Raw genomic sequence first — 22,530 nt, 5'->3', positions numbered from 1 at the left:
ACACGACAACGCCATGACTGCAAGGTGACACGTCAGTGACATCAGGCCGGACCCGGGATATGACAAGCCTGGTCAGCGGCATTAAAGACCAGCAGATTCAGTTCTGCCTGCATGCGGTAAGCTGAGCCGTTACGTTGTGTATGCAGTGGGCTTTCTGGTAAACCGGCAAATTCCGCTAATTTCGCTTTAAAAAAACGCCGTCATGTTTTGACGGCGCAGGTGATCCCGAGACCTGCAGAAAAGGCGATTGCGTAATAAATCATGCTCATGCGTTTCATACCTGTCAGCGCGACTGCGCCAGCGGCAGGAAGGTTTCTGCAAAAAGGGGTCGACTGCGTGGCGAGAACGGGGGAGCTGAATAACTCCACGCTGGTAGCTCGTCCGCTTGGCCGGTTTCGCTGGATAACCTATGCCTCTCCGGCGTATCTCAGGGAAACGGGATTCCGCAGTCGCCCGACGAATTGTTGCAGCATCGTGCAATCCATTACTTTTCCGGCTCAGCCAGGCGTACGGGTGAATTGCGTTTTGCGCGTGGCGCTGAGACGCTGTCCGTTCCTGTTAATGGCGATGTGGTTGTTAACGAAACGGGGCTTTATATAAAAATGTGTCTTGAAGGTTTCGGACTGGCGCAGCTTGCCGGGCGCATTGTCTCAGAGCATCAGCAGGAAGGAAGGCTCATTGAGGTGCTTGCAGACTGGCAACCGCCACCAGTACCGGTCACTTTACTGTACCTGCATCAACGCTTTCTTTCTCCCGCCGTGCGCGCATTTGCAGACTGGATAGCCGACATTATCTGATCTTGCTGCTACTCTGATCGGCCATCCAGGGATGGCCGTCGTGTGAACGCTTATACCTGCGTCATGCCGCCATCAACGCAAATCTCTGCGCCGGCAATATAGCAACTCTCATCGCTTGCGAGGAAGAATGCAGCGTTGGCAACCTCTTCAGGTTGACCCATTCTGCCGAGCGGTATTGCGCTGGTTAAGCTTTTACGCACTTCATCAGACGTTGCCGCCATCATTTCAGTGTCGACAGGACCAGGCGCGACAACGTTGACACGGATACCGCGCGCGGCAAGTTCGCGTGTCCAGGTGCGGGCAAAAGAGCGCAGTGCGGCTTTGCTGGCCGAGTAAACGCCATATCCGTGTGTGCCGAGAACATCAGCAATTGAACCGATGAGAACGACACTGCTGCTGGGTTTCATCAAAGGTAATGCTGCCTGCAGGGCAAAGACAGGAGAGCGAACATTCAGGCCAAACGTCTGGTCAAAATGCTGCTCACTGACCTCTTCAAGCGGGGCGTATTCCGACATTCCAGCATTGATTATCAAGATATCTATCTGACCTGATTTTTCTGCAACTGTCTGCATGATACGACTCAGTTCGCTCTTCTGACTGACATCAGCCTGTAGCGGTATCGCGGTTCCCGATATTTTGCTTTTGGCTGTCTCAAGGTCTTCTTCTCGTCGCGAAGTGAACCAGGTAACGGCCCCTTCAGTGGCTAAACGCTGACTGATAGCCAGCCCAATCCCTTTCGCACCGCCAAGCACCACAGCGACTTTTTTCTCTATTCTGCCCATCTGATTTCTCCGATTTAGGTCGAAAACAGATGATATAAATTCTATACTTAATATCAATTACGCACTTTTGCTATACCAAATATAAGTGACGATATCGCTATGCAAGAAAAAAACGATAACTGCCTGATAGATTTTAGAAATACCCGTCTGGTGTTAGAACATATCACCAATAAATGGTCGATATTAATTCTGACGGTGCTGTGCACGGAACCTTGCCGGTTCAATGAACTTCGCCGACGCCTGGACGGGATCACCCATAAGGCGCTGGCCGATGCGCTGAAACGGCTGGAGCGAAACGGTTTAATTACTCGTCACGTTCTGTCCACTCATCCTGTGAGTGTGGAATACACCATTACGCCGCTGGCGCAGTCACTCCAGCAGCCTTTTGTTGCGTTGGCAAATTGGGCGTTGGAATTCGGTCCGACCCTGGCATTAGCTCAGGCTGAATACGATCGTGCTCATGCGGATGAAAATAAATGCGAAAGTCAGGTTGAGGCTTGAGCAATGAGCCTGATCCTCTGAATAACGCTGAACAGGCTACCCCGGAGATTTATTCCCGCAAATGGGGCCGGGGTTAATCCCATAAAAGATACAGCTTTGTCCGTTATCACCAGGGCCAGCTGTTGTTCTCATAATCGAGGAAGAGATGGCTTCTGGCGTTTCGGTGTTGCTCAATCACACTGATCATGCCGTTGACGCTGGTCTTCACATCAATCTCTGCATCCACTGTGCCATCCAACGTGCCCATCGCTGTCGCCACCCAGCCAGGATGAATTGACAGAACCGTCTGCGATCCCTGGCTGATATCCCTATAAATACAACGCGCCAGCATATTCAGCGCCGCTTTACTGGCCCGGTAAAGCTCAATACCGATCCCCGGTTCGGTATTGCTGGCAATACTGCCCCGGTGCGACGACATGAAAACCAGGCTTCCCTCAGGCTCAAGCATCGGCAGCAGGTGCCGGGCCAGGCGGGCAGGGCCAAAAGCATTGGTCATCATGATTTGCTGGAATTCCGCGTCAGAGGCCTGCAACACGGATTGATGCAAGGGGCCGTAAATGCCTGCAACCATAAAAATAACGTCAAACCGCCGTTCGCGGAGCCTGCCGATAAGCGGCTCGATATGGGACTTGTTGGTGACATCAATCTCGCCGGTCACCAGATTGCCGGGGTAAATCTCTCCCAGGGCGAGCAGGGCGGAGGTATCCGCACCCGGTAAATGGGTGGCGAAAACGTCCCAGCCTCGCTCCAGATAGGCTTCTGTCAGCCCTTGACCCAGTCCTTTCTCGGCTCCGACAACTAAAATGCTCTGCTTTTTCATCATTGGCTCCTGATTTACTGTGCGGTGTAACCGCCGTCAGCCATCAATACCGTTCCCGTCACAAAGCTGGCTTTAGGTGAGGCAAGCCAGATAATGGCTTCAGCAATTTCTTCCGGCTGAGCCACCCGCCCAAGTGGGTGAGCGTGACCGTAGCTGGCCAGCGTGGTTCGGCTGTCTTCCACGATGTCGGAAAGAATATTTGTTTCGACGACGCCGGGTGCAACGGCATTAACCCGGATAGCATACTCAGCCGCTTCCAGCGCCAGAACTTTCGTCAGTTGCGCGATGGCACCTTTAGAGGCCGAGTAGGCGGACGTGGTTTTCATGCCCACCCTGCTCACCACGGACGCCACATTAACAATCGCGCCTTGCCTGCGAGGCTGCATGACCTTCAGGCTTTCCCGGCTCAGGAGAAAATACCCTCTGGCATTAATGGTCATAATGCTGTCCCATTCTGCAACGGAGGTTTCGGTAGCGAGTTTATTCAGGGTCTTACCCGCATTGTTGATGAGAATATCCACGCCGCCGAATTCTGCTTGTGCGAAAGCGACTGCGCTGATGACCTCATGTTCCTGACTGACGTCGCATATCTGTGTCACCACCTGATTGCGCTGTGCCAGCGCATGGACCGCCGGGTTGATATCCAGAGCCAGCACCTTCGCTTCATGACTCACGAGAAGGTTTACGGTGGCCCTGCCAATATCACCTGCGGCGCCCGTGACAATCGCCACTTTGTTTTTTAATCCAAAAAAATCTGCCATTTTTAGTCCTCAAATGCTGTATCACGTTGCCCGAACGTCATCACCTTTATCAGCCGTACGGATACCTCCTCATCCGAAGCCCATGTCAGGGGTGATTAGGTGAACGGGCGGTTTCAATCATGATGCTTGCCGCTTTTTCTTTGCCTGCTGTCACGCCGTTACGCGATTTAGTGACTGCTGAATCTCACTGAGTGAGGAGAGGGGAAATCTGGCCGAATACGCCAGGCGTCAGCGAAATGTCTCCGGGCGACGTTTCCCGTCCGGGTTCATGGACAGTTGCTGAAATAAGCCAGGCTCTTGATTCAGAATGACGTTGCATAACGTCTCCTCATTTCTTTTGTTGCTAAAAGAGTATGAGAAGCAGCGCAATGCAACAATGAAGGTTCCTGTACAAAGATTATCGTTTCCTGTCAGAATTCGGTTTAATAACCTGATACAGGCTGAAAAATTTATCCTTTTGTATCTTCAGGGGGCGCAGTGTCCGGACTTACCTCAAGCCTTACGCGAAAAATGATCCCTGCTTTGCTGGCGCTTTCGCCTGATGAAGGCTACGCGCGCACCCGGATGACAGCGATAAAGCTGTTGCGAGTCAATGCGTCGATGCCCCACACGCCCGTCCTTTATGAACCCTGTATTGTTATTGTTCTGCAGGGAAAGAAAACCGGTTTGATGGGCGGGCGGGAATTTACCTACGATCCCGGACATTATCTGGTTGTCTCCGCGCCTCTTCCTTTTAGCAGCCAGACCACTGCCAGCCAGCAAGAACCTCTTCTGGCGCTGTCTGTATCGCTTGATGTCGCCACGATTGCCGAATTACTTATTGAAATGGGGGAAGGCGAGGTAAGAGGAAATGAGCAGGCGGGAATTATGTTTTCCACCCCTCTCGGAGAAGAACTGGCCGATACGGTTTATCGTCTTCTGGCGGTGCTTTCTGATGAAGAGAAGGCCAGAATTCTGGGGCCGGGTATTCTGAAAGAACTTTATTATCGTGTACTGATTGATACGCAGGGAGCCTCAATCAGAGCGGCGCTCTGCGGAAAAGGGCATTTCAGGCAAATTGCTGCCGCTATTCGCACGATGCATACCCGGTTTATGGATCCTATTGACGTTGAGATGCTGGCTAAAGAAGCGGGCATGAGCTCCCCCTCTTTTCATCGCCATTTTAGGGCATTCACCGGCACAACACCCAAACAGTATCTGATTTCCATCAGGCTGCACCAGGCGCGTTTTTTAATGGTGAAGAGCAATGTCACGGCCAGTGAAGCTTCTTTTAAAGTTGGCTACGTCAGTCCGACACAATTTAGCAGAGAATTTAGCCGGTTCTTTGGTTGTCCGCCGCAAAAGGAAGCTCACCGTTTACGCCATTTATTAAAAGTGAAAGCCGAATCGTACTGGCCGGAATAATCTCTTCCCGGCCTGAACGTCGTGGCAGTTAAAGAACGGATGAGCGCGGTTCATTCGGACATGTAAAAACAGCGCGAAACATCGCGCCGTTATGCCCCAATTTTTACTCAGAATGCGGTTTCCAGTGAATCTGTGACGCAGTAATTATCGTCTACCAGGGGCAAATACCGCCATTTATCGAATGCGGTACAGGGATGTGAAATGCCACAACCCACCCAGTCACCGGGCTTTAACACATCCTCTTCCGGCAGCAATAAATACGCATGTTGATCGTTCACCTCGCTGATGCGCATGCCAGACGCTGCACGCGGGGCACTGCCATCGACGTTGCGCACCCACAGCGGATTTGGCAGATCCTGATCGAACGGCACATCACGGCGTCCGAAATCAACAAACGCCAGGCTAGGCTCAGGGCGCGACAATACCCGGCCCCAGATCTCCAGCGCGGCGGTGAAATGATGCGTAGCCCCGGGCTGCGCAAAAGGCGCAATGCGTGCGTACAGGCCGCTGTCGTGCGCCATGTAAGCGCCGGATCGAATCAGCGGCGTCATTGGCAGTGGCAGGTTCGCGGCGGTGAAACACGCCGAGACCACGTCAAACCACGCACCGCCGCCGGCACTGAGGATAATATGCTGGCTGGCAAACAGCTGATTTTCAGCCAGCAGCGCCGCGGTGGCGATCAGCATCCGGCAGTAATCTGTTACGCGCTGCACCCCCGCGGTATCACGTCCGGCGCCAAGCGCGCCTTCATAGCCCGCCACGCCCACCAGTTGCAGAGCAGGGCTGGTCGCAATCGCGGCGGCAATCTCCAGTGCTTCAGCGGATGAACGGCAGCCGGTGCGTCCGCCGCTGACCGACATTTCCAGCAGTACCGCAATGCGGCTGTCGCCGAGATGTTGCTCCAGCAGACGAACACCCTGCAGTGAATCGACGTAGCAAAGGAAGCCATGGTCGGGATGCTGCTTTTGCCATTCGCCTATCCAGCGAATGCCAGCGGGGTCGACCAGTTCATTGGCGAGGAAGACGTTACGAATGCCGAACTGGCGCAAGGCGCGAACCTGCGCAGGGGTTGCGGCGCTCAATCCCCAGGCACCGCCTTCAGTGATGGCGCGGCGCAGAATCGCCGGAGACATCGACGTTTTGCCGTGTGCCGCCAGCATTACGCCTTGCTCACGACAAAAATCTGCCAGTTGACGCAGGTTATTCTCCAGTGCCGATTGCTTCATCAGCATCAGTGGGGAAAACACCTCGGGACTGTTAAAAATTTGGGTGCCGTTAGCCAGCGGCTGATTGCCGGACCCGGCGACCGATTTAAAACGCGGCGTAGTTTGCTGCGCATCCAGCGTGCCGTCTGCCTGCAATGGAAAGTGAATCGACATCATGCCTCCTGTTAGTGCTCAAGCACACGCGATAAGAATTGCTGGGTGCGCGGATTCTGCGGATTGACGAAAATCTGCTCCGGCGAACCCTGCTCGGCTATCACGCCCTGATCCATAAACACCACGCGGTCAGCGGTTTTACGCGCAAAACCCATCTCATGGGTGACCACCACCATGGTCATACCTTCACGCGCCAGGCTGCGCATGACTTCCATCACTTCGCCGACCAGTTCAGGATCGAGCGCTGACGTCGCTTCATCAAAAAACATAATTTTCGGCTCCACCGCCAGCGCGCGAGCAATCGCCACACGCTGCTGCTGACCGCCGGATAGCTGGGCCGGATAATGATGCGCGCGCTCGGCCAGCCCGACACGGGTCAGGGCGGCCATACCGCGTTTATTGGCTTCGGCCTCGGACAGTTTCTGCGCTTTAATCAACGCCAGCGTCACGTTACCGAGCGCGGTTTTATGGGGAAACAGATTGAACTGCTGAAACACCATGCCGACATGGCCGCAGATTTCGCTGCTGCGTTTGCGTTCGTGCAGCGGCACTTCATTCACCCAGATTTCCCCGCCATCGGCGGTTTCCAGCCCACTCATAATGCGTAATACGGTACTTTTGCCGGAACCGGATGCGCCAATCAGAACCAGCACTTCGCCGGGTGAAACATCAAGGCTTATCTCTTTCAGGACCTGGGTTGAGCCAAAGGATTTGGTAATACGGCTCAGCGTAATGGCGGATTTGCTCATGATAACTGGCTCCTGGTTTGATGATGTTGAACCCAACGGGAAAGTGGAAAGCAGACAGCGAAGTAGAGCAGGGCGACCAGGCCATAAATCACCACCGGCTGACCGATGCGATCGACAATAGCCTGGCCCTGGTGCATCAATTCCGACATGCCGATCATGCTGACAATCGACGTATCTTTTATCAGCGAAAGATACTGGCCCACCAGCGGTGGCAGCACGATGCCGCGCGTCTGCGGCAGGATCACGCTAAGAAACGTCTGGCGTTTTGACAGGCCGAGGATCCATGACACTTCCCACTGGCCTTTAGGTACAGCTTCAATACCGGCGCGGAATACTTCGGCAATGTAAGCGCCCTGATAAATGCTCAGGCCGAGGATCCCAGCAGCGAACAGATTGATTTCATAGCCGAAGTAAGCCACGCCGAAGTAGATAAACATCAGCGTGATCAGTACCGGCGTGCCGCGAAACAGTTCGGTATAAAACACGGCAATCTGTTTGGCGACCGGCAAACGGCTGGTGCGTAACACCGCTGCCAGTAAACCGAGCAGTGTGCTGCCGACGATAGCGGCGATGGAGAGCAGTAAGGTGATAACCAGGCCTTTCAGCAGGATTGGCAGCGAGTTGATGATAAGTTCGCTCATAGCGCATTCTCCCGTTTCGCTGGGTTAATCAGCCATTTTTTTGCCCACTGCCAGCCGGGCTTTTTTACCGGCGTCACCAGCGGCGGATGGAACATCCGGCGTCCTGCCATGCTGCCAAGCCATGAGAACAAGTTGCTCAGCAGCAGATAGACCAGCGCGACAATACTGAAAGTCTGGATGTACAGCAGGGTGCGCGCATTGATCACCGTTGCGGTGCCGGTCAGTTCCGGCAGCGCGATGGCGGAAAGCAGCGACGTGCCAAGCAGTAATTGAATCAGGTTATTAATAATGGCAGGCCACACTGCGCGAGCGGCCTGTGGCAGCACCACGCTGAGGAAGATCTGTCGGCGTGGAATACCGAGGATATACGCCGCTTCCAGCTGACCCTTCGCGACCGACTGAATGCCAGCGCGGAAGGTTTCCGACAGATAAGCGCCTACGTTAATCCCCAGCGCCAGCACGCCTGCGGTAAAGGCGCTCATGGTGATACCCAACGACGGCAGACCAAAAAAGATGATGAAGATTTGCAACAGCACCGGGGTATTGCGGATGAACTCGACGTAGCAGTGGCTGAGCCAGCGTACCGGCGCCAGCGGCGAGGATTTCGCCAGTGCGGCCAGCAGCCCGAGAGCCACTGCCAGTACAAACGCCAGCAGCGTGACCTGTAGCGTTAGCCAGGCGGCGTCCAGAAAAGTGTCGGCGTAGCGCCACAGGGTTAGCCATTGATAACTCATGGTGTGACTCCTTCAGGCGGCGCAGCATTGGCTGCTGCGCCGTGGGCGAACAATCAGTATTGCGGATTCAGCGGGTAGCGCGGTTTACTGCCGAACCATTTTGCATACAGCTGTGCGTTCTCGCCGGATGCGTTGATTTCAAAAAGGAATTCGTTCAGATAATTGGTCCACACCTGGTCGCCCTGTTTCACACCGAAGGCGTTGTACTCCAGTGGCACCAGCGCCTCGTTAGTCACGGTCAGCGACGGATCGAGTTTTGCCTGATAAGCGAGGAAGTTGTTATCTTCGATCATCGCATCAGCCTGTCCCTGTTTCACCGCCAGAATTGCCGCCTGGGATGAGTCGTACTCCTGAATTTTCACGTCGATGCCGAGGTTGCGCACTTCGTCGCCGTTGGTAGAACCTTTCACCGTGGCAATGGTTTTTCCGGCCATGTCATGCGCGGACTGAATGCCGCTATTTTTGCGCACCAGCATGGCTTCACTCGCTACGACATACGGGTTGGTGAAACCAATCTCTTTGGCGCGTTCCAGATTGCGGGTGAAGTTACAGAACACCACGTCGACTTTGTTGGTTTGCAGGTTAGGAATGCGGTTGGCGCTGGTTGTGTTAACCATCTCCAGTTTGACGCCCATCTGTTTAGCCAGCGCTTTGGCCAGATCGACGTCATACCCATCCGGATTGCCCTCTTTATCGTAAAAACCAAACGGGGCAAAGCTCAGGCAGTCACCCACGCGCAGTGTGCCGCGCTGCAGGACGGTTTGCAGTGCAGACTGCGGCGCGGCACCCGCTTCTTTTTTCTCTTCGGTCGGCGTACAGCCCGCTACAGCCAACATTACCAGCGCGCCGGCCAGTGCTTTGGCACTAAATTTCAGCGATGTTGTTGCATTCATTTTTTATGCTCTCTTTTAATGTTTAACGAGACGGCGTAATACCGTGTCACCCGTTATAAGCAGACGATCGCCCGCGCAGCGGCAGCGCTGATTATTTCGGGATATTCTAGTGAAAAAGCAAAAGCAGCAATTAATAACAGGCGGTCCTGGTGTTGGCGAAGAAGAAATAGAAACGCGCAGCCTGTTTTAACGGTTTTAATTATTTACGGTCAGCGCGGAAACATTTCATATCCACTTCCACTTTGCAGTCGACCACTAAATCCTGCACGCTACAAATCCGCGCTGGTGGATTATTACTAAATATCTCACTGAATACTTTATTAAATGAACTGAAATAGCGCGCGTCGGTTAATATCGCCGTGACGTGTACGATATCTTCCACGCGATAGCCTGCTTCCCGCATGATGGCGAGACAGTTGTTGAACGCCAGTTGCGTTTGTTCGATGATACCGCCTTCCACTACTTCGCCCTCGCGCATCGGTGTCTGGCCCGAGATATACAGCCAGCCATCGGCCTCAACTGCGCGTGCGAACGGCAGTTTCTGCCCACCCGTGCCGGTGCCGCCTTCAATGCCATAACGCTTAATCGTCATGCGACGCTGCTCCTTTTTGTTCTGAGAATACCCGTGAGTACCGAGTAATGATTGTCTGATATATCAGACTTGAATCTGCAATATCGGATAGATCAAGATTTGCACAGCTTTTTTGCTTTTGCAATATATCGCGAGGAATTTAATTTCTCGTGATGTCGTCGCGATCGCAAAATAAAAAAGTAATGAAAGAAATTTCTAACTGGAAATGTTACCGCTGTCGTTATTTAAAAAAATAACCTGCACGCTATGCGCTAAAATGAGGCCCCAAAATAGAACAAGGAAATATAAGTTTCGGCATTGAAATTTTAATTAACGGGGATGGGTTAACGACGACGCTGGGTGTATGATGCTTTCTTTTTTACTGTCTGGCGCGACCGCCCGACTGCATCAGGAGAATTTGCTTATGCCGGACGAGAAGCCATCGCGGGCACGCGGTGTTGACCGGGTTATCGACATTTTTCGCCAGTTGCATATCGCTCGTCAGCCCATGGCGATGCGCGATTTGATCGATGCCACTGGTGCGCCGCGTTCTAGCGTATATGAGCTCGTCAACCTGCTAAGTGAGGCTGGGTTGGTTGAACTGGACGCCGACGGTGCGGTGTTCTTCGGCCGTGAAATGCACTATTACGGTGCGGACTACATGGCGCATAACGATCTTATCCGCCGCTCACATCAGTTAATGGTTGAGATTGTGGCCCGTCATGGCGAGACGGTGCAGCTATGTATGTTGGAAGGGAATAAGTACACAGTCGTGCTGTCGGAAAGTAATGCCCACCCGTTCAAAATCACGTCTGATATCGGGGTGCGAGTACCGATTACCTGGACTGCCACGGGTCGTCTGCTACTCAGTAACTGGTCGGACAGTGCCATTCTCGATCTTATCCCCGAAGAGGATTACCGTCTGGCGAACGGGCAAGTCCTCGACAAACAGGCATTTCTCGAAGATATACATCGTGCCGGGCAGCAGGGATATTGCCTGACTGAAGGCCTCTCAGAGAGTTTTACCTGCTGCATGGCAGCACCGATTCGTTCTCGTAGCGGGCAGGCAGTTGCTGCTATCTGCTTTATGGTGAGCCGCGATACGCCGGAGGAGCGCCGTCAGATGTTGCTCAAAGAGTTGATCGTTTCCGGGCAAAAATTATCGGATTTCACCTGAACTCATATTCCATACGATTGAAAAAAATTGATTTCCGGCTCGCCGGGTTACACCAGAAGGTGAAAGGTTGTATCGCTCACGTCGTTGCGCTGCAAAAGCCCACTGGTGTATCCCCTTCAGATGTCCCCCTTCCCACAGGCACAGACATTTTCCGTCCAACGGCAGCGTCATCCGAACTATCGACATTCATATCTTGTTTCCTCTCTGTGGCGTTAAAAAAACAGTTTGCCTGATATTTGCGCACGCGTTGCTTCTTCGTGTCTCAGCCCGGATACCCGCCTAATGCTGGCCTTTTGTTGATAATGACGATATAAAGAACCCAAACACGGACATTTAGACATCCATACGTTTAGAAGGTGATATGCAGACACAACAAGAAAATGGCGAGCTTAAGCGCACCATGAAAACCCGCCATTTGATCATGCTTTCATTGGGCGGCGTCATTGGCACAGGGTTATTTTTTAATACCGGATACATCATCTCTACCACTGGTGCGGCAGGGACTCTGCTGGCGTATTTGATTGGGGCGCTGGTCGTCTGGCTGGTGATGCAGTGCCTTGGCGAGCTTTCCGTGGCGATGCCCGTAACAGGCGCTTTTCATGTCTATGCGGCGCGCTATATTGGTCCGGCGACCGGGTACACCGTGGCCTGGTTGTACTGGCTGACCTGGACAGTCGCTCTGGGCTCAAGCTTTACCGCCGCCGGGTTTTGTATGCAGTACTGGTTCCCGCATATTCCCGTCTGGATATGGAGCGCCCTGTTTTGTGTGGTGATTTTTTGTCTTAACGCGATTTCAACGCGCTTTTTTGCCGAAGGGGAGTTCTGGTTCTCGCTGGTTAAAGTTGCGACCATTCTCGTCTTTATCCTCCTGGGCTGCGGGGTGATTTTCGGCTTTATCTCCATGAAGGATGGTTCACCGTCGCCAGGGCTTTCTAACCTCACCAGCGAAGGCTGGTTCCCACACGGCGGTTTGCCCATTCTGATGACCATGGTGGCGGTCAATTTTGCTTTTTCCGGGACCGAGCTTATCGGTATCGCGGCGGGTGAAACGGAAAATCCGCACCAGGCGATCCCGGTGGCGATCCGCGCGACGATTGCCCGCTTGATCCTGTTTTTTATTGGCACCGTTTTTGTCCTTGCCGCGCTGGTTCCGGCGAATGTGGCAGGGGTTGAGAAGAGCCCGTTTGTGCTGGTCTTTGAAAAAATCGGCATTCCGTATGCGGCGGATATTTTTAACTTCGTCATCCTGACGGCGATCCTTTCAGCGGCGAATTCCGGGCTCTATGCATCGGGCCGCATGCTATGGTCGCTGGCAAACGAAAAAACGTTGCCGGGCTGTTTTGCCCGCGTCAACAAAAATGGTGTGCCGTTGATAGCGCTTTCTGTCTCTATGCTCGGCGGTCTGCTGGCGCTGTTATCCAGCGTGATTGCCCCTGATACTGTCTTCGTTGCGCTCAGCGCCATTTCTGGCTTTGCCGTTGTCGCTGTCTGGCTCAGCATCTGCGCGTCCCACTTTGTTTTTCGTCGCCGCCACTTACAGTCGGGCAAACTCTCTGCGGCATTGAAATACCGGGCACCCTGGTATCCACTGGTTCCGGTGCTTGGATTCCTGCTGTGTCTGCTGGCCTGCATCGGGCTGGCGTTCGATGCGGATCAGCGCATTGCGCTCTATTGTGGTCTGCCGTTTGTCGCCCTTTGCTACGGTGCCTATTTTCTCACCCAGAAAACAAAATTGGAGGAGGCTGACTATGCCGCAGAGTAATCCCCTTACCACGCTGCTTGAACATCATCCCTTTGCCGTGCTGGATGGCGCCCTGGCCACCGAGCTTGAAGCGCGCGGATGCAGCCTTGTCGATAATCTCTGGTCCGCCAAAGTGTTAATGGAAGATCCGCAGCGTATTCGGGATGTGCATCTGGATTACTTCCGTGCGGGCGCACAGATCGCCATTACTGCCAGTTATCAGGCCACGCCTGCAGGTTTTGCGGCGCGCGGTCTGACTGAGGCGCAGTCGAAAGCGCTGATTGAAAAGAGTGTGATGCTGGCAAAAGAGGCGAGTGACATTTATCGCTCAGAAAACCCCAATGCCGGTCCGCTGCTGGTGGCGGGCTCTGTTGGGCCATACGGTGCTTATCTGGCCGATGGCTCGGAGTATCGCGGCGACTACGTGTGCAGCCGCGAGGCGTTTCAGGCATTTCATCGCCCGCGAATTGACGCGTTGCTCAATGCCGGTGTCGATCTGCTGGCCTGTGAAACGCTACCTTGCTTCACCGAAATAGACGCACTGGCAGGTCTGTTATCTGAATACCCGCATGCGCAGGCGTGGTTCTCCTTTACCTTACGTGACGACCAGCACTTGAGCGATGGCACACCGCTGGTGCAGGTGGTGAATGCGCTGTCTGGCTGTCCCCAAATCGTTGCGCTGGGGATTAACTGTATTGCTCTGAGCAAAACCACCGTCGCCCTCAAACATCTGCAAAGCCTCAGCGCGCTGCCTCTGGTTGTCTATCCTAACTCCGGTGAAACATATGACGCAGCAACCAAGGCGTGGCATACACACGGTGAGCGCTGCGGATCCTTAGCGGCATATTTGCCCCAGTGGTTAGAGGCGGGTGCGAGACTTATTGGCGGATGTTGCCGGACGACCCCACAGGATATTGCCGCACTGAGTCAACACCGTTAACGGTGACGGGGAGCAAATAGGACTCGTGGGCTGGAACTTATGGCCCACGGTGCCTTTCATCCGGCTAGCATGAAGATGAATCGCTCTCTGCGTTATCGATGGCTGGCGAAAAGCCTGTTTATTTCTGACAACAGATAACCTCAACCTGATGGCAGCGGTTCAGCCTGTGCACGGCCTGGCGGAAACATTGGTGGCTGAACCCTGATTGAAGCGTGAGACGTGACGAGTAAAAGGCGCGGAAATTTATTATTTGCTTTTTAATCTTCCAGCCATTTGGTTGTGGGAGATAATTCCTGCTCTATGTCGTACGCGGACCTGGCGCCCCTGAAATACTCTGCAGATGAAATAATCCACGACCATAACGGCATCATTCTCACCAGCATCTCTTTTCCCGCATCGGTAATGGCATAAACGACCCGCGGTGGTTTCTCCTGAAAATCACGGCGAGAGATGAGCCCGTCACGCTCAAGATGACGTAGCGTTCGCGTCAACATTCTTTGCGTGACACCGGTAAGGTCGTGGCGTAACTCCCCGTGGCGAAGCTCTCCGCTGGTGCCCAGTAAATGCAGCACACCCAGCGACCAGCGATTTCCTGCGTGCGCGAGGATCTCACGTTTCAGCCCCTCATTATCGTTGCTTAATTCCGCACAAAATTCTTTCGAAAATTGCAGCAGCGCTTCCCGCTCATAATCCATATTCCCTCCGGTATCATTCGTGTACCTGATTGAACCAGGTTCTGCCAGCTGTCAGGATGGCGCAGTAATACGACAGGAGGCAATCATGAAATTTGAAAACAAACCTGAAAATACTGTTCTCATTCTCGGCGCAGGAGAACTGGGATTGCCGGTATTGCGGGCAATGAGCCGTAAAGTTCAGGAACATTCATCGATGAAAATCAGCGTACTGCTCAGAAGCAACGCCGCGCATGCGACATCTGGTCAGCTCAGGACACGGTTGGATGAGCTAATAAAGCTGGGTATTGCTGTGGTTGAAGGCGATCTCCAGCAAAACAGTGTTGATGAACTGAGTGCGTTGTTTAGCACCTTCAGTGCCGTTATCAATTGCAGTGGTTTTGTCGGCGGGCCGGGAACGCAAATTAAGATTACGCAGGCGGTATTAAAGGCAGGAGTACCTCGCTACTTCCCATGGCAGTTCGGTGTGGATTATGACGTTGTCGGTAACGGCAGCGGACAACCGGTCTGGGATGAACAACTTGAGGTTCGCCACCTTCTGCGCGCGCAGAGCACAACGGAGTGGGTGATTGTTTCCACGGGGATTTTTACCAGCTACCTGTTTGAACCAGGCTTTGGTGTGGTTGACGCACAAAATAAAGTTGTCTGTGCTCCGGGAGACTGGAAATATGCGGTGACACTGACGACGCCTGAAGATATCGGCCGACTGACAGCAGATATCTTCTTTCATCAGCCCACTTTTCGTAACGAGATTGTCTATATCGCAGGGGATACGCTGACTTACGGTGAGATTGCCGATTTAATGCAGGCGCACTGGGGAACGGAAGTAAAAAGAACATTACTGGACAGGAAGAAGCTGCTGGAGGATGTAGAACATAATCCGAATGATGTTGGTGCAGCTTACCGGCTCGCTTTCGCCCGGCCTGACGGGGTGGCGTGGAGAAAGGAAGATACGTTCAATTATCGTCAGGGAACGGAAACCACCACAGCGCGCCAGTGGCTTGCCAGACAGCATAAAATTTAACTTTCCCGTATTGTTGAAAGCACAAGCCGCACCGTCAGGTAATGGAAGCATGTCAGCTCTGGTGATGCTCTCATGCCCCGTTCAGCTTTTAACGATGATGACACTTTCGCTAAACCAATGTGCACTAAAGCCTGATGAGCAGGCTTTAGTGGCTGGTCGATATTTTTACCTGGCCGCTACGGGTTTAAAACGTATTGCTATCGCAATCAGCAGGATGACACCCGCGCTCATGATGAGCCACGCGGTAGTCAGTGACGCACCGCTGTCACGCACAATACCGGCGATTAATGGCATCAGTGCTGCAATCAGGTATCCGCCACCCTGCACCCGTGACAGAAGTTTCCCTGCCTCAGCCGGTGTTCGCGCATGATCAAATGTCACGATGAGCGATAGCGGGAACAGTGCGCCGATACCAGTGCCAAGTAGCAATGTTGACACAACTGGCGTGGTTCCCGGAGCAAAGACCAGACACATCAACCCTGCCAGTAACACCAGCAGCACGGTGACCAGCGGAACACGGCGGTCAGGGAATCGGGAGATCAGGGCTGAAACGGCAAAGCCCGCCACAACTTCAGTTAACGTAAGCCAGGCCAGCATATATCCGCTGCTGCGTGCGCTCCAGCCCGCCTGAATATAGAGAGGGGGTAGCCACGCCAGTACCAGCGTATAGGCGCCGGTCCCGATGCCAAAAAACAGCAGTAACAACCCTGTCCGGGATGACGATAATGTCACCTCGGCGAACACTGTTTTTTCTGCCTGGCGGTGCCTGGCCCATGTCAGCCAAAATGTCAGAGCAAGAAGCGTTAACAAACCGGCTATTGCCAGCGTAGGCTTTAGGTCAAGCCGGGTAAACAGCGGCTCGGCAGTAGCGGCAGCCATCGCCGCGCCAGCCATAATACCGGTGCTGAACAGAGACATAAACGTGCTGGCCGATTGCGTGTATTCCTTTTTTATCAGGGCTGGCATTAACGCCTGGATCATGCCAATACTTGCTCCACCCGCTAAAGCGGTGCTCATAAGTCCCGTTAGTGAGGTGCTAAAACCCCGGAATAAACAGGCGAAAAGTAGGATCGAAAGCCCTACTGTAATTCCCCGGACGGCACCGGTTCTGGCTAAAAGCCATGGCCCACTCAGCGCAACCAGCCCCATCATCGCCACTGGCAGGGTGGTTAGCAGACTGAATTCTGTGGCTGATAATCCCGCTTCACGCTGTAAAACCGGAAATAACGGTCCGATAGAAGCCAGAATGGGGCGAAGATTCAACCCGATCAAAAAAGCGATAAATGCGAACATAAAGGGCGAAGAGGTAATACGTTTCAAGACAGGATCCTTTTAGGCATGTGATTGCTTCAGCAGAAAATGCCGCAAGCATTTATCTTAACATTAAGATAAATGCGTTCCTTGTGTAAGATGGACCGCACAACTCGATAAATACCCCTATGTAAGGTACGAAAATGCAAGACCATATCGACTTCGTTGTCAGCCAGTGGGACAGCGCAATGCCTGAGCTGGATGTCTCTTCAATGAAAATTTTTGGCCGAATGTTGAGGGTGATGAAGCATCTGGGAAAGATGCGCACCCAGGCTCTGGAGCCGTTCGGCTTTCGCGATGGAGAATTTGATGTCCTTGCTACGTTGCGCCGCGCCGGTGCACCTTATTGTCTTTCTCCAACGCAGCTGTATCGATCGCTGCTGGTCACTTCCGGAGCGATGACAAATCGCCTTAATCATCTGGAAGAGCAAGGGCTCATTGAGCGAATTAATGATCCAGATGACAAACGCAGCACACTGGTCAGCCTGACATCTCACGGGCAAGAGCGTATCGAACAAGCGCTGATCGTCCATACGGCAACGCAAAACGCGATACTGGCCAACCTGTCCAAAGATCAACGGGCGCAGCTTGAATCGCTATTAAGGCATTTGTTGCTGACATTTCCGGGCTGAAAGAATAGCGATAACACCGCCGGGCAGGAGTCACCCCGACGTGGAATGGCGTCATGGATTGTGGAGCCAGCAAGAGAAAACGCAGGAGCGGACGTAGTGCTCAGGGCAGCGGGAACCGGCGCGCAGACAAACCGTATCAACGCGTATGTCGATCAGTCCGGTCATATCCGGCAAAAGGTGGGGGAGGGCAGCGAACACCTGTCCGCTACCTGAAAGATCAAGACCCATTGTGCTGAGGATAATCAGACTGCCTCTATCAAGCTGCATTATCAGCGAACCTTGATGACAAGTTTGCCGGTCACGTGGCCTTCTGCACTTACCCGATGTGCATCAGCCGTCTGTTGCAGTGGGTATACGCCCTGAATAGGAAGTGTAAAAAGGCCACCGGCACAGAGGCGGGCAATTTTTGCGAGGGCTATTTCCGGTTGTTCAGGCGGGCCGTGGGAAAATTTTGCGCCATATTGCTCTGCTGAAAAATCCGCAACGGAAAGCACACGAGCGGGATTTCCGACGATGGAAATTAATTCAGGAATGACTCCTGATCCCGCAACGTCAATGGCAGCATCGACGCCCATCGGCGCTAACTGCGTTATTCGTTCCTTTAAACCGGGACCGTAAGTCGTTGGAATTGCGCCTAATGAGACGAGATAGTCATGTTTAGGGGAACTTGCTGAGCCAATAACGATAATGCCGCGCAGGTGTGCGAGTTGGACGATAGCCGTTCCTACTCCGCCCGCCGCACCGCTAACCAGCAGCGTCTGCCCCGTTTCTATATTTACTTCATCAAGTGCGCGGGTAGCAGTATCAACAATAACGGGCAAGCCTGCGGCTACTTCAAAAGAGACTGCCACGGGTTTGGCCGCCCAGTGTGTGAGGATGGCTTTCTCAGCGAAGGTGCCATCGCCAAAACCAAAGACCGCATCGCCGATGGCAACGCCGGAAACGCCATCGCCAATTTCATCAACAATGCCGCTCGCTTCCACGCCCACTGTGAGTGGAAACACAACATCTTCGAAGGCTTTATACTGGCCCTCTCTTCGTTTCCAGTCCGATGGATTCACCCCAGCACAATGCACCGCAATACGAATCTCCCCAGGCCCGGCGTGAGGAACAGGAATTTCATCAACGCGTAACTCATCAGGTCCACCGAAAGCGTGATAACGGATCACCTTCATCTTGTTACGATCCTCTAAGCACAAAGGATGAGAAAAAACAGAAAGGGAATTGACGGATAAATGCGAGGTAGAACTTGAGTTTGACACCGTTACGCTCCGTTTATCATGCCGCTACCGAAGAGTAGCGATAAGCGCTCCCGCCATTGTATGGCAGCAACGCGGTTGATTTCGAAGACGCTGGTCAAACTGTGGGAAACAGAATCGACGTGTACGCGATCAATTTAGCATCAGAAATGATCGTTTTTCGCGACATTCCGCTGAGCCTACTCAGGCTTAAATAGGCTGTCAATAGTGCCCTGGCTATTGCTTTTTTACGTCGTCAGTCGAGGGCGTCATTGGTATATCCTGACTTCTGTTTTTCGTTTTGAGCAGACATGCCATTCGCTGGACCGACTGCTGAGTGCCAGGAGCGGACATGCAAATACCCAGCATATTGGTTTTCATTGACCCCTTGCCTAAATAATGTAGTAAAATCAATGCTTCTTCACTTCACTGACTCATGACAATGATGAATATGCATTTTCGTATTATTGTCCTACTGGCTGGCATTGTTAACTTAACCGGCTGTCTGGTAACACCCGGGGATGCATCTGATTTCACGTATGTCACATGGATTCAGTTATTCCAGAAAGTAGATTCTACGGGATGGACTAACATTCGCGAACGCAAGGAAGCTCTCTATAGCTGTGGTGTCGATCGCAAAGAAAATCTGGATGATAAGAATTGGGGGCTAAACGTCATTCACCGCAATCAAACACTTCAGGAGCTAGCTTCACGAAATGATAAAATTTACGCATGCATGAAAAGCAAGGGCTATAAAGTCTATAACTTCACAGAGTGCGGGCCACTAAAAAGACCTACCGGACTTTGCCCTAATTAATGTAATAAAATCAATGTTTCTTCACTTCACTGATTCAAGGTAATGATGAATATGCATTGTCGTATGTGACTTGCTCCCCGTTGCTCCACACAGACTGATTTAGCAACATCCGCTTCGTGCTGTGAGTTCAACGGGTCGATGCAACGCTATCCTTAATCGAAGGGGGACGTTGCCATGAAACGAAGAACTCGGATTAACTACACGCCAGAGCAGAAGGCATTTATCTGGGACAGATATAAACAAGGTGATTCCCTGCATGATATCGCCAGAATGTTCGACAGATATCATTCTTCCATTATGCCCACTATCCACCAGACAGGCGGCTACCGTCCTCCCGTACGAAAACGGCACCGGTTAGCGCTTTCGCTTGATGAAAGAGAGGAGATATCCAGAGGGCTGGTAGCAAAACTCAGTATCAGGGATATCGCCGCCAAATTATCAAGAGCGCCCTCAACGATTAGCCGCGAGGTCAGGAGGCACGGTGGTGCAAAACAATACCGTGCAGCAAAAGCGGATACTGCTGCGTGGGAAAGCGCCCTGAGACCAAAACATTGCAGGCTAATTGAAAGACCCGCATTGTGTAAAATCATTGCAGAGAAGATGCATCAGGACTGGTCGCCGGAACAGATCGCCGGTTGGCTGAAACGCTGTTATCCGGATAGTCAGGAAATGCATGTGTCACACGAAACGATATATAAAACGCTTTTTATACAAACCCGGGGTGCGTTAAAAAAAGAACTGCAGCAATGCCTCAGAAGCGGAAGAGTCGTGCGTAGATCCAGAACATCATCGCTTAAAGGGAAAGGATTAGGGTCAATCCCGGATACGATCTCTATCAGCGAAAGGCCACCTGAAGCAGCTGACAGAGCCATACCCGGTCACTGGGAAGGTGACCTGATTCAGGGCTCTAAAAACTCCTATATCGTCACCCTCGTAGAACGTCATTCCCGTTTTGTTATGCTGGCCAAAGCCAGGGACAACAAGACCATAACGGTTATATCTGCACTCATCAAACAAGCCCGGGAATTACCTGCTGAGCTTTATAAAACATTAACATGGGACCGGGGTGCTGAAATGACCAGCCATACCCGGTTTACCGTAGCCACAGATATTCAGGTTTACTTCTGCGATCCTCAATCCCCCTGGCAACGCGGCTCAAATGAAAATACAAACAGGTTACTCAGACAGTATTTTCCAAAAGGAACTGACTTATCAGTTCACAGCCAGCAAAGACTAAACAGTGTTGCCAGGCAGCTCAACGAGAGGCCAAGAAAAACGCTAGACTATGAATCACCCGCAGAGCGTTTTAACCAATGTGTTGCATCCATCAGTTGAACTCACAGCCAGGAGCGGACGTTGCTAAGTCCGCATTTCATTAAACAACGGGGAACAGGTCAGCTACTAATAGCTATATCATTCTTCGTTATTGAAATGGGGTCAGGAAGAGCAGAAGTGTAATTTATGCTGACAACAGCAGCATATTCAAGTGACATATCCCATTGTTCGGTGAAGAATCAAAAATCTACACTAGAGGAAGATTGGTATATGTACAGCCTATATTCTCCAGTAGTACGCAAACTCTATCTCAGGAGTAACTCATTATGCTTGATCATATGACTTTCCGCGTGACTGATATTGGCCGCGCTAAAGCGTTTTACAGCGCGACACTTGCGCCATTGGGCTACAGTGTATGCTTCGAAGGCAACTACGGGATGAACATACTGGGATTTGCTTACCCTGACTCCTCTGAGCCTGACGGTAAAAAAGCTGATGTATGGTTCATCGATGGCACATCGCCATACGGGGGTTCATCAACAACTACCGGTTGCCACCTCGCATGGCGGGCAGAAACTCGTGCACAAGTGGATGCTTTTTACCTCGCAGCACTCGCCGCTGGAGGAAAAGACAATGGTGCCCCAGGCCTCCGCCCAGACTATCATCCAAACTATTATGGTGCCTTTGTCATTGATTTAGAAGGCAATAACATTGAGGCAGTATGTCACCAACCAGGATGAACGCCGCTCAATGATTACGCTTGAATGGTCGGGAATTCAGGTTGCCAGAGGCGCCGGGCATATTTGGGGCACAGGAAGCGCGAATATGGATCTTCATTTGAAAACACCGTGAGCACCATGCCCGGCTTCAATACTCGTTCAGCGTTTGCGGTCGATTTTGATGAACTGTATTCAGCGTTCCAGTTGACCTGCTCCTGGTTGATTATCACACGTCAATGTTAGTCCTATATCCCTGCGGTTATGACAAATGCGAACTGCCGTTCCTCGCTCATAACTGCCCTTTAGGGACAGCCAGTCAGGCAGTTCCGTGCCAGAAGCGGACTTCGCAAACATCACTGTTCAATAAGAAGGTAACAGGTCATAACGTATGTGCTTCATTGCTTGCCTTCCATCAATTCAAGCGTCTGCCCATCGGGGCTTTGTACATATATTACTCTTGTTCCCTGCATGGGTCCTGACAAGACTGTCTGAGGTCTCCCTGGCGTCTTCCAGCCATAGTCCGATATTTTGCTCAAGAGCGTATCAAGATTCTCGACCATAAACGCAAGGTGAGCGTAGCCTGGGATGTAGGGGGCTGAAGGCTCTTCAGGCTGTTCAATGTTATTGTATTGCAGTAATTCAATCTTAATGCCAGCCAGTTCAAGCAAAGCCATTCGTACATCAGCTCCCCTTGCGCCTGTTACTTCATCAATAATAGGTCCAGACATTTTTCCTTCGCGTAATAACTTTCCTCCGAGAATGTGAGTCCAGAAGAATAATGAGTCTTCAATATCTTTAACTGAAAAACCGACGTGATTAGCACTTAAGATCATGAGATTGCCAGCTCCTGTTGATTAAACGCGACTACGTTACAAGTCTGTATCTATCATAGAAAAACTGCGAACTGCCGCTCTTCGCTCAACGCGGCCCGC

Annotated in this window: 22 protein-coding genes and 1 pseudogene; 10 read left to right on the top strand and 13 right to left on the bottom strand. The window is 52.3% G+C overall.

All coding sequences use genetic code 11. The features are described from left to right. Positions 1 to 315: 315 nt before the first annotated feature. Positions 316 to 797 (top strand): annotated as a pseudogene (locus tag ACFX4O_RS00615) (LysR substrate-binding domain-containing protein); the annotation flags it as partial. A gap of 50 nt (positions 798 to 847) precedes the next feature. Here ACFX4O_RS00615 and ACFX4O_RS00610 read toward each other — a convergent pair. Continuing rightward, complete coding sequence (locus tag ACFX4O_RS00610) at positions 848 to 1,579, bottom strand: SDR family NAD(P)-dependent oxidoreductase (protein ID WP_131413540.1); 732 nt, start codon at positions 1,577 to 1,579, stop codon at positions 848 to 850. A 99-nt stretch (positions 1,580 to 1,678) separates the two neighbouring features. On the opposite strand from ACFX4O_RS00610, the gene ACFX4O_RS00605 reads away from it, so the two are divergent. Further along, positions 1,679 to 2,080, top strand: coding sequence for a helix-turn-helix domain-containing protein (locus ACFX4O_RS00605; RefSeq protein ID WP_131413538.1), 402 nt, complete (start codon positions 1,679 to 1,681; stop codon positions 2,078 to 2,080). A 106-nt stretch (positions 2,081 to 2,186) separates the two neighbouring features. Here ACFX4O_RS00605 and ACFX4O_RS00600 read toward each other — a convergent pair whose 3' ends face one another. Next, a complete protein-coding gene (locus ACFX4O_RS00600; RefSeq protein ID WP_380206556.1) occupies positions 2,187 to 2,903 on the bottom strand; it encodes an SDR family oxidoreductase in 717 nt (238 codons plus the stop codon). An 11-nt stretch (positions 2,904 to 2,914) separates the two neighbouring features. Next, entirely contained in the window at positions 2,915 to 3,661 is a 747-nt protein-coding gene (locus ACFX4O_RS00595; protein ID WP_380206554.1) for an SDR family NAD(P)-dependent oxidoreductase, read from the bottom strand. 477 nt (positions 3,662 to 4,138) lie between these two features. Between ACFX4O_RS00595 and ACFX4O_RS00590 the strand changes: the two genes are divergently transcribed. Then, a complete protein-coding gene (locus ACFX4O_RS00590; RefSeq protein ID WP_380206552.1) occupies positions 4,139 to 5,065 on the top strand; it encodes an AraC family transcriptional regulator N-terminal domain-containing protein in 927 nt (308 codons plus the stop codon). A 107-nt stretch (positions 5,066 to 5,172) separates the two neighbouring features. Here ACFX4O_RS00590 and ACFX4O_RS00585 read toward each other — a convergent pair whose 3' ends face one another. The 6 genes from ACFX4O_RS00585 to ACFX4O_RS00560 all read right to left on the bottom strand — a co-directional run bounded on the left by ACFX4O_RS00585 (position 5,173) and on the right by ACFX4O_RS00560 (position 10,053). Continuing rightward, positions 5,173 to 6,444, bottom strand: a complete 1,272-nt coding sequence (locus ACFX4O_RS00585) for an alanine racemase (RefSeq protein WP_380206550.1) — start codon at positions 6,442 to 6,444, stop codon at positions 5,173 to 5,175. 11 nt (positions 6,445 to 6,455) lie between these two features. Next, complete coding sequence (locus ACFX4O_RS00580; RefSeq protein ID WP_380206548.1) at positions 6,456 to 7,193, bottom strand: amino acid ABC transporter ATP-binding protein; 738 nt, start codon at positions 7,191 to 7,193, stop codon at positions 6,456 to 6,458. Continuing rightward, positions 7,190 to 7,834, bottom strand: coding sequence for an amino acid ABC transporter permease (locus tag ACFX4O_RS00575; protein ID WP_380206546.1), 645 nt, complete (start codon positions 7,832 to 7,834; stop codon positions 7,190 to 7,192). Before ACFX4O_RS00575 ends, ACFX4O_RS00580 begins: the two co-directional genes overlap by 4 nt. Further along, on the bottom strand, positions 7,831 to 8,568 hold the full coding sequence (locus ACFX4O_RS00570; protein WP_380206544.1) for an amino acid ABC transporter permease: 738 nt from the start codon (positions 8,566 to 8,568) through the stop codon (positions 7,831 to 7,833). The genes ACFX4O_RS00575 and ACFX4O_RS00570 overlap by 4 nt, the downstream gene beginning before the upstream one ends. 53 nt (positions 8,569 to 8,621) lie before the next feature. Then, entirely contained in the window at positions 8,622 to 9,461 is an 840-nt protein-coding gene (locus ACFX4O_RS00565; protein WP_131413524.1) for a transporter substrate-binding domain-containing protein, read from the bottom strand. Between the two features lie 199 nt (positions 9,462 to 9,660). Then, entirely contained in the window at positions 9,661 to 10,053 is a 393-nt protein-coding gene (locus ACFX4O_RS00560) for a RidA family protein (protein WP_380206541.1), read from the bottom strand. Between the two features lie 403 nt (positions 10,054 to 10,456). On the opposite strand from ACFX4O_RS00560, the gene ACFX4O_RS00555 reads away from it, so the two are divergent. The 3 genes from ACFX4O_RS00555 to mmuM all read left to right on the top strand — a co-directional run bounded on the left by ACFX4O_RS00555 (position 10,457) and on the right by mmuM (position 13,890). Continuing rightward, positions 10,457 to 11,209, top strand: coding sequence for an IclR family transcriptional regulator (locus ACFX4O_RS00555; protein WP_131413520.1), 753 nt, complete (start codon positions 10,457 to 10,459; stop codon positions 11,207 to 11,209). Positions 11,210 to 11,570: 361 nt separating this feature from the next. Then, positions 11,571 to 12,971, top strand: coding sequence for an S-methylmethionine permease (mmuP, locus tag ACFX4O_RS00550; protein ID WP_380206539.1), 1,401 nt, complete (start codon positions 11,571 to 11,573; stop codon positions 12,969 to 12,971). Continuing rightward, positions 12,958 to 13,890, top strand: coding sequence for a homocysteine S-methyltransferase (gene mmuM, locus ACFX4O_RS00545; RefSeq protein ID WP_380206537.1), 933 nt, complete (start codon positions 12,958 to 12,960; stop codon positions 13,888 to 13,890). The genes mmuP and mmuM overlap by 14 nt, the downstream gene beginning before the upstream one ends. 257 nt (positions 13,891 to 14,147) lie before the next feature. Here the strand turns inward: mmuM and ACFX4O_RS00540 are convergent, their stop codons facing one another. After that, the gene (locus ACFX4O_RS00540; RefSeq protein WP_380206535.1) at positions 14,148 to 14,585 is read right to left on the bottom strand and encodes a winged helix-turn-helix transcriptional regulator; all 438 of its coding nucleotides are present in this window, start codon (positions 14,583 to 14,585) and stop codon (positions 14,148 to 14,150) included. An 85-nt stretch (positions 14,586 to 14,670) separates the two neighbouring features. Between ACFX4O_RS00540 and ACFX4O_RS00535 the strand changes: the two genes are divergently transcribed. Then, complete coding sequence (locus ACFX4O_RS00535) at positions 14,671 to 15,606, top strand: aromatic alcohol reductase (protein ID WP_380206533.1); 936 nt, start codon at positions 14,671 to 14,673, stop codon at positions 15,604 to 15,606. A gap of 165 nt (positions 15,607 to 15,771) precedes the next feature. Here the strand turns inward: ACFX4O_RS00535 and ACFX4O_RS00530 are convergent, their stop codons facing one another. After that, the gene (locus tag ACFX4O_RS00530; RefSeq protein ID WP_380207616.1) at positions 15,772 to 16,899 is read right to left on the bottom strand and encodes an MFS transporter; all 1,128 of its coding nucleotides are present in this window, start codon (positions 16,897 to 16,899) and stop codon (positions 15,772 to 15,774) included. 161 nt (positions 16,900 to 17,060) lie between these two features. Between ACFX4O_RS00530 and ACFX4O_RS00525 the strand changes: the two genes are divergently transcribed. Then, positions 17,061 to 17,549, top strand: coding sequence for a MarR family winged helix-turn-helix transcriptional regulator (locus tag ACFX4O_RS00525; protein WP_380206531.1), 489 nt, complete (start codon positions 17,061 to 17,063; stop codon positions 17,547 to 17,549). Between the two features lie 269 nt (positions 17,550 to 17,818). Here the strand turns inward: ACFX4O_RS00525 and ACFX4O_RS00520 are convergent, their stop codons facing one another. Continuing rightward, positions 17,819 to 18,724, bottom strand: coding sequence for an NADP-dependent oxidoreductase (locus ACFX4O_RS00520; protein WP_380207615.1), 906 nt, complete (start codon positions 18,722 to 18,724; stop codon positions 17,819 to 17,821). 1,054 nt (positions 18,725 to 19,778) lie between these two features. Between ACFX4O_RS00520 and ACFX4O_RS00515 the strand changes: the two genes are divergently transcribed. Together ACFX4O_RS00515 and ACFX4O_RS00510 are read left to right on the top strand one after the other, a co-directional pair. Beyond that, entirely contained in the window at positions 19,779 to 20,939 is a 1,161-nt protein-coding gene (locus tag ACFX4O_RS00515; protein ID WP_380206527.1) for an IS30 family transposase, read from the top strand. 266 nt (positions 20,940 to 21,205) lie between these two features. Then, positions 21,206 to 21,619: a VOC family protein gene (locus ACFX4O_RS00510; protein ID WP_380206525.1), complete on the top strand. Its 414-nt coding sequence runs from the start codon at positions 21,206 to 21,208 to the stop codon at positions 21,617 to 21,619. Positions 21,620 to 21,993: 374 nt separating this feature from the next. Here the strand turns inward: ACFX4O_RS00510 and ACFX4O_RS00505 are convergent, their stop codons facing one another. Beyond that, positions 21,994 to 22,431, bottom strand: coding sequence for a VOC family protein (locus ACFX4O_RS00505; RefSeq protein ID WP_074773214.1), 438 nt, complete (start codon positions 22,429 to 22,431; stop codon positions 21,994 to 21,996). Positions 22,432 to 22,530 lie beyond the last annotated feature (99 nt).

This window comes from Kosakonia sp. YIM B13571 (assembly GCF_042788095.1).
Classification (GTDB): Bacteria; Pseudomonadota; Gammaproteobacteria; order Enterobacterales; family Enterobacteriaceae; genus Kosakonia; species Kosakonia quasisacchari.
The sequence above is the reverse complement of the archived record's forward strand: the minus strand, read 5'-3'. Positions and strand labels throughout refer to the sequence as shown.